Annotated in this window: 7 protein-coding genes; 4 read left to right on the top strand and 3 right to left on the bottom strand. The window is 69.9% G+C overall.

Features of this window, described 5'->3' with window-relative positions; translation table 11 throughout:
• Positions 1–126 precede the first annotated feature (126 nt).
• Positions 127–2856, bottom strand: coding sequence for a phosphoenolpyruvate carboxylase (gene ppc, locus P1P75_RS38535; RefSeq protein ID WP_319264169.1), 2730 nt, complete (start codon positions 2854–2856; stop codon positions 127–129).
• A gap of 287 nt (positions 2857–3143) precedes the next feature.
• Between ppc and P1P75_RS38530 the strand changes: the two genes are divergently transcribed.
• Both P1P75_RS38530 and P1P75_RS38525 read left to right on the top strand, forming a co-directional pair.
• Positions 3144–4166 (top strand): fatty acid desaturase, encoded by a 1023-nt coding sequence (locus P1P75_RS38530; protein WP_319264168.1) that lies wholly within the window; start codon positions 3144–3146, stop codon positions 4164–4166.
• A complete protein-coding gene (locus P1P75_RS38525) occupies positions 4163–4840 on the top strand; it encodes a TetR/AcrR family transcriptional regulator (RefSeq protein ID WP_319264166.1) in 678 nt (225 codons plus the stop codon). Before P1P75_RS38530 ends, P1P75_RS38525 begins: the two co-directional genes overlap by 4 nt.
• 61 nt (positions 4841–4901) lie before the next feature.
• Here the strand turns inward: P1P75_RS38525 and P1P75_RS38520 are convergent, their stop codons facing one another.
• The gene (locus P1P75_RS38520; protein ID WP_086770896.1) at positions 4902–5075 is read right to left on the bottom strand and encodes a CsbD family protein; all 174 of its coding nucleotides are present in this window, start codon (positions 5073–5075) and stop codon (positions 4902–4904) included.
• Between the two features lie 106 nt (positions 5076–5181).
• Here P1P75_RS38520 and P1P75_RS38515 point away from each other — a divergent pair, with 106 nt between their 5' ends.
• Together P1P75_RS38515 and P1P75_RS38510 are read left to right on the top strand one after the other, a co-directional pair.
• On the top strand, positions 5182–5436 hold the full coding sequence (locus P1P75_RS38515; RefSeq protein ID WP_319264164.1) for a type II toxin-antitoxin system Phd/YefM family antitoxin: 255 nt from the start codon (positions 5182–5184) through the stop codon (positions 5434–5436).
• Entirely contained in the window at positions 5433–5684 is a 252-nt protein-coding gene (locus P1P75_RS38510; RefSeq protein ID WP_319264163.1) for a type II toxin-antitoxin system RelE/ParE family toxin, read from the top strand. The genes P1P75_RS38515 and P1P75_RS38510 overlap by 4 nt, the downstream gene beginning before the upstream one ends.
• A 3-nt stretch (positions 5685–5687) precedes the next feature.
• Here P1P75_RS38510 and P1P75_RS38505 read toward each other — a convergent pair.
• The coding region (locus P1P75_RS38505; protein ID WP_319264161.1) for a trans-aconitate 2-methyltransferase at positions 5688–6470 on the bottom strand (783 nt) is incomplete at its 5' end.

Genomic DNA, 6470 nt, shown 5'->3' with positions numbered 1-6470 from the left:
GGGGATGGGTGCTGGCGGGGTCGGGGATGGCGTTGCTGACGGCGGCGTTCCTGGCGGTGTAGCGGATGCGCGAAAGGCGCCCCCGGGATTCTCGGGGGCGCCTTTCGCATGTGTGCGGGGTAGGGGTCAGCCGGTGTTGCGCAGACCTGCCGCCACGCCGTTGACGGTGAGGAGGAGGGCGCGGGCGAGGAGCGGGTCGGCTTCCTGGCCGGCGGCCGCGGCGTCACGCTGGCGCTTGAGCAGGGTCACCTGGAGGTAGGAGATGGGGTCCAGGTAGGCGTCGCGGATGGTGAAGGTCTGCTTGAGGACGGGGGTGGCGTCCAGCAGTTCCCGCTCGCCGGTGATCTTGAGGACTTCGGCGACGGTGAGGGCGTGTTCGGCCTTGATGGTGTCGAACACGTGGCGCAGGTCGTCGGGGACGAGGGTGTCGACGTAGTGCTGGGCGATCCGCAGGTCGGTCTTGGCGAGGGTCATCTCGACGTTGGAGATGAAGTTGCGGAAGAAGTGCCACTGGCCGTGCATCTCGTCGAGGACGGTGTCGAGGCCGGCCTCGCGCAGGGCCTTGAGGCCGGAGCCGACGCCGTACCAGCCGGGGACGATCTGGCGGGACTGGGTCCAGCCGAAGACCCACGGGATGGCGCGCAGGCCGTCGAGGCCGGCGCCGGAGTCGGGGCGCCGGGAGGGGCGCGAGCCGAGGTGGAGGTCGGCGAGCTGGTCGACGGGGGTGGAGGCGAAGAAGTACGACGGGAGGTCGGGGTCTTCGACGAGTGCCCGGTAGGCGTCGTGGGCGGCGTCGCTGACGAGGTCCATGGCCGCGTCCCAGCGGGCGAGGGACTCGTCGGACTGGCGGGGTGAGGTGTGCAGGGCGGAGGCCTGGAGGGTGGCGGCGACCGTCAGTTCCAGGTTCTCGCGGGCCAGCGCGGGGATGAGGTACTTGTCGGAGATGACCTCGCCCTGCTCGGTGACCTTGATCTCGCCTTCGAGGGTGCCCCAGGGCTGGGCGAGGATCGCGTCGTGGGAGGGGCCGCCGCCGCGGCCGACGGTGCCGCCTCGGCCGTGGAAGAGGCGCAGCCGGACGCCGTAGCGGTGGGCCACGTCGCGCAGGCGGCGCTGGGCGCGGTGGATCTCCCACTGGCTGGTGGTGATGCCGCCGAACTTGGAGGAGTCGGAGTAGCCGAGCATGACTTCCTGGACGTCTCCGCGCAGTGCCACCAGACGGCGGTACGACGGGTCGGAGAGCATGTCCTCCAGGATGGTGTCGGCGGCCTTGAGTTCGTCGGTGGTCTCCAGGAGGGGCACGATGCCGATCCTGGCCCAGCCGGCGTGCAGGTCGAGGAGGCCGGCCTCGCGGGCGAGGACGGCGGCGGCGAAGACGTCGTCGGCACCCTGGCACATGGAGATGATGTACGACTCGATGACCTCGGGTCCGAAGACGGCGAGCGCCCGCTTGATCGTCTCGAACACGCCGAGGGTCTTCTCGCCGGCCGCGTCGACGGGCGCGGGGGTGCCGGCCAGCGGCCGGCGTGAGCGGAGTTCCTTGGCGAGGAGCTTGGTGCGGTACTCGCGGGGCATGTCGGCGTAGCGCCAGGATTCCTCGCCGAGGCGGTCGAACAGCTGGCCGAGGGCGTGGTGGTGGGCGTCGGCGTGTTCGCGGACGTCCATGGTGGCGAGCTGGAGGCCGAAGGCGGCCAGGGTGCGGATGGTGCGGTTCATCCGGCCGTCGGCGAAGAGGCCGCCGCGGTGTTCGCGCAGGGAGGTCTGGATGAGGGTGAGGTCGGCGATCAGCTCGCTGGTGCCGAGGTAGTCGCGGCCGGGCTCGTGCGGGATGCCCTTGGCGAGGCGTGTCTTGGTGTTCTCCAGCTTCTGCCGGATGCAGGTGGCCTTGAGCCGGTAGGGCTCCTCGGCGTTGAGGCGCTTGTAGCGGGGGCTGATCTCGGGAAGGCGTTCCAGGTCGGTCTTCAGGGAGGTGAGGAGTTCCTCGGTGGCTCCGGTGTAGCGGATGGAGTTGGAGAGGAATCCGCGGAGTTCGTCGATCATCTCCAGGGCGTCGTTGATGCCGTGTTCGTGCTGGAGGATGAGGACGTCCCAGGTGACCTGGGGGGTGACGTTGGGGTTGCCGTCGCGGTCGCCGCCGATCCAGGTGCCGAAGGTGAGGGGGCGGGTCTCGGCGGGGACGGTCACGCCGACGCGTTCGAGTTCGGCGGTGAGGTCCTCCAGGACGTCGCCGACGGCTCCGGCGTGGAGTTCGTCGAGGTAGTAGATGGCGTTGCGGGCCTCGTCGGCGGGCTCGGGGCGGACCACGCGGAGTTCGTCGGTCTGCCAGACGAGGTCGATGTTCTCGGCCAGCCGGGTGTCGTAGCGGCGGCGGTCGGCCTCGATGACGGGGGTCTCCAGGAGCGCGGCGATGCGCCGGAGCTTGTTGAGTACCGAGCGGCGTGCGGCTTCGGTGGGGTGCGCCGTGAAGACGGGGCGGACATTGAGGTGCCGGACCGTCTCGCGGATGTGGTCGGGGTCGGCGTCCTTGAGGCGGTCGGCGGTGCGGGCGAGGAGGCCGCCTTCGGCGGCGCGCTTGGCGCGCAGTTCGCGGCCGCGGTGGACCTGCTCGGTGACGTTCGCCAGATGGAAGTACGTGGAGAAGGCGCGGACCAGCTTGGCCGCGGTCTCCAGTTCGGTGCCGCGCAGCAGGTCGGCGGCTGCCTCGCCGTCCTCGCGCGTGAGGCGGCGGACCTTTTCGACCAGGTCGAGGAGTTCGGGGCCCTCCTGCCGGACGAGGGTCTCACCGAGGAGGTCACCCAGTCGGCGGATGTCGGCGCGCAGCTCGGGGCTGGTAGTCGTCTGGTCGTCGGCACTGCTCACAGGTGCGGCTCCTTGCAGTGTGGAAGCTCGTCCGGGCGGGAACCCGGGCCTCAGGCCCCGCGGCGGGGCCGCATACAGGCCTGACATCCGGGAAGAAAACAGAGCGGACCGCGCTGTCCGACTGTTTCCAAGGATAGGTGTCCGTGCGGACGCGCGGACTCGCGGGCCTTGCCGCCGGGTGCCGCACTGCCATACTTACGACGCCGTAGGTTACGGGACCGTAGGAAGTGTGGTGCGGTCTCCCGGCCCGGCACCTCTCTCAACCCACGACCCCACAGGGGACGCGCATGACCTCTAGCTCCGACGTGATCGAAGACCCCTCACCGGCGCCCGACGACTCGCCCGACGACTCCCCCACCACCTCCGCCACTCTGGGCGGTGAGCAGAAGCGTTCGATCGAGCAGATCACGCTGCTGCTCTTCATCATCGTGCCGTTCCTGTCCCTGCTGGCGGCGGTGCCGCTGGCCTGGGGCTGGGGGGTGAGCTGGCTGGACCTCGGCCTGCTGGTCTTCTTCTACTACCTCGGATGCCACGGCATCACCATCGGCTTCCACCGGTACTTCACGCATGGTTCCTTCAAGGCGAAGCGGCCTCTGCGGATCGCGTTGGCGATCATGGGGTCGATGGCCGTGGAGGGGCCGCTGGTCCGCTGGGTGGCGGATCACCGCAAGCACCACAAGTTCTCCGACGCGGAGGGTGACCCGCATTCGCCGTGGCGTTTCGGTGAGACGCTGCCGGCGCTGATGAAGGGCCTGTGGTGGGCGCACATCGCCTGGATGTTCGACGAGGAGCAGACGCCGCAGGACAAGTACGCGCCGGATCTGGTCAAGGACCCGGCGCTGCGGGCGATCTCCCGGCAGTTCGTGCTGTGGACGCTGCTCTCGCTGGCCCTGCCGCCGCTGATCGGCGGACTGGTGACGATGTCCTGGTGGGGCGCGTTCACCGCGTTCTTCTGGGGTTCGCTGGTGCGGGTGGCGTTGCTGCACCACGTGACCTGGTCGATCAACTCGATCTGTCACGCGGTGGGCAAGCGGCCGTTCAAGTCGCGTGACCGGTCCGGCAACGTGTGGTGGCTGGCCGTTCTGTCCTGCGGCGAGTCCTGGCACAACCTGCACCATGCCGAGCCCACGTCGGCGCGGCACGGTGTGATGCGCGGCCAGGTGGACTCCTCGGCGCGGTTCATCCGCTGGTTCGAGATGCTGGGCTGGGCCTATGACGTGCGCTGGCCGTCACGCTCGCGTATCGATTCGCGCCGGAACACGGGCGGGGACGGCTCCCGGCGCCGGAAGGTGACCGCCGACGCGGCATGATGGACGCCGTGGCGACCGACTCCAGCAGTACCCCGAGCAATGAGAAGCCGCGGCGAGCGCGTCGCACCCGGATGACCGGTGCGGAGCGTCGCCAGCAGTTGCTGGAGATCGGTCGCACCCTCTTCGCGGCGAAGGGGTTCGAGGGCACGTCGGTGGAGGAGATCGCGGCGAAGGCCGGGGTGTCCAAGCCGGTGGTGTACGAGCACTTCGGCGGCAAGGAGGGGCTGTACGCGGTGGTGGTGGACCGTGAGATGCGGCGCCTGCTGGACATGGTGACCAGTTCCCTCACGGCGGGCCACCCCCGCGAACTGTGCGAACAGGCCGCCTTCGCCCTCCTCGACTACATCGAGGAGTACACGGACGGTTTCCGCATCCTGGTCCGGGACTCCCCCATCCCCCAGTCGACGGGTTCCTTCGCGTCTCTCATCTCGGACATCGCCACCCAGGTGGAGGACATCCTGGGCCGTGAGTTCAAGAGCCGCGGCTTCGATCCGAAGCTGGCTCCGCTGTACGCGCAGGCGCTGGTCGGCATGGTCGCGCTGACCGGCCAGTGGTGGCTGGACGTGCGCCGGCCGAAGAAGGCGGAGGTCGCGGCGCACCTGGTGAACCTGGCATGGCACGGCCTGGACGGCCTGGAGGCCAAGCCCCACCTGATAGGCCGCCGCAAGAGCTGACCCACACGCACGAGGGCCCCCGTCCACCTGGCGGGGGCCCTCACCTCTGCGTCCGTCCGAGTCAGTGCTTGAAGACGTCCTTCGCCTTCTCCTTCGACTGGCGGGCGTCACCCTTGGCCTGCTCCGCACGTCCCTCGGCCTCGAGTCGCTCGTTGCCGACGGCCCGCCCGGCCGCTTCCTTGACCTTGCCCTTGGCCTGTTCCATCTTCGCCTTGGACTTCTGCTCGCCTGCCACGGTGTCTCACTCCCAGTCAGGTTGGTTTCTCTCACCTCACCGGGTGACCCGCTTCAGACGGCACAAACAATGGGCATGAAGAGTAATGTTCTGCCATCATGTGCACATGACTGAGATTGCGATCAGCGCGGCCCGTGCCCAGCTCGGCGACCTGGTCCGGCGTGCGGCTCACGGCCGGGAAACCATCGCCCTCACCGACCACGGCCATGTGGCCGCTCTCCTCGTCTCTCCCCAGGTGATAGAGGATCTCGAAGACGCCCTGGCGGTGTCCGACTACCAGCGGCGCAAGGCCGAGGGCACGCTGGCGCCCGGTATCCCGATGGCAGAGGTGCGCAAGCGGCTGGGGCTCGGGCAGAAGTGACCTACGAGATCGAGTTCGAGCCGCACGCCCTGGACATGGCCGCCCGGTTCCTCCAGGAGGACCCGAGCGGCCTTGCCTTGCTCCTCGACAGCATCGACAAGCTCGCCCACGATCCGCGCCCGGCAGGATCGGTCCCCTACGGGTCCCCCGACCTGCGCCGCCTCCGCATCGGCGACTACCGGGTCCTGTACGTCATCGACGAGGCCGTGATCCGTGTCCTCGTCACCCACTTGGGCCGGACGCCATGATCCCTACGACCCCTTCCTGGCCACCGCGAACAGGCGGCGGAACGGGAGGACCGTGCCGTACGGGTGGGGCGGGTAGGCCTCGCGGAGCAGGTCGCGGTACTCGGTGACGAAGGCGTCGCGGGCCTCGGGGTCGTCGGCGAGGGCGGTGAGGACGGGGCGCAGCCCGGTGCCCCTGGCCCAGTCGAGGACGGGGTCCTCGCCGGCCAGGACGTGGCGGTACGTCGTCGTCCAGACGTCGGTCTCGCAGCCGAGGCGGGCGAGGTGGTCGAGGTAGACCTGGGGGGCGTGGACGGAGTCCTCGGGGCGCAGCACCTCCCCGATGCGGCCCTTCCAGCGGGGCGTGTTGCCGAGTTCGCGCATGAGGGCGTGCAGGGGCGCGTCGATGTTGTGGGGGATCTGGAAGGCGAAGGTGCCGCCGGGCGCGAGGCCGGCCAGCCAGGCGGGGAAGGTGTCGAGGTGGCCGGGGACCCAGTGCAGGGCGGCGTTGGAGACGATCAGGTCGTACGTCTCGGTGGGCGTCCAGGTCGTGAGGTCGGCGTGGGCGAAGTCGAGGTGCGGGCCGGCGTGCGCCTCGGCCTCGGCGAGCATCCGGTCGGAGTTGTCGTAACCGGTGACGTGGGCGGTGGGCCAGCGGTCGGTGAGGACGGTGGTGACGTTGCCGGGGCCGCAGCCGAGGTCGGCGATGCGGGGCGGTTCGCCGGGCAGGCCGGGGACGCGGGCGAGGAGGTCGGCGAAGGGGCGGGCGCGGTGGCCCGCGTGGCGCAGGTACTGGGCGGGGTCCCAGGT

Source organism: Streptomyces sp. ID05-39B (assembly GCF_033794725.1).
GTDB classification, from domain to species: domain Bacteria; phylum Actinomycetota; class Actinomycetes; order Streptomycetales; family Streptomycetaceae; genus Streptomyces; species Streptomyces bobili.
The sequence above is the reverse complement of the archived record's forward strand: the minus strand, read 5'-3'. Positions and strand labels throughout refer to the sequence as shown.

Excerpts from the sequence above, each read along its gene's own strand:
- P1P75_RS38515 (WP_319264164.1), top strand. The coding sequence starts at position 5,182 with ATGACTGAGATTGCGATCAGCGCGGCCCGTGCCCAGCTCGGCGACCTG.
- P1P75_RS38530 (WP_319264168.1), top strand. The coding sequence starts at position 3,144 with ATGACCTCTAGCTCCGACGTGATCGAAGACCCCTCACCGGCGCCCGAC.
- P1P75_RS38525 (WP_319264166.1), top strand. The coding sequence starts at position 4,163 with ATGATGGACGCCGTGGCGACCGACTCCAGCAGTACCCCGAGCAATGAG.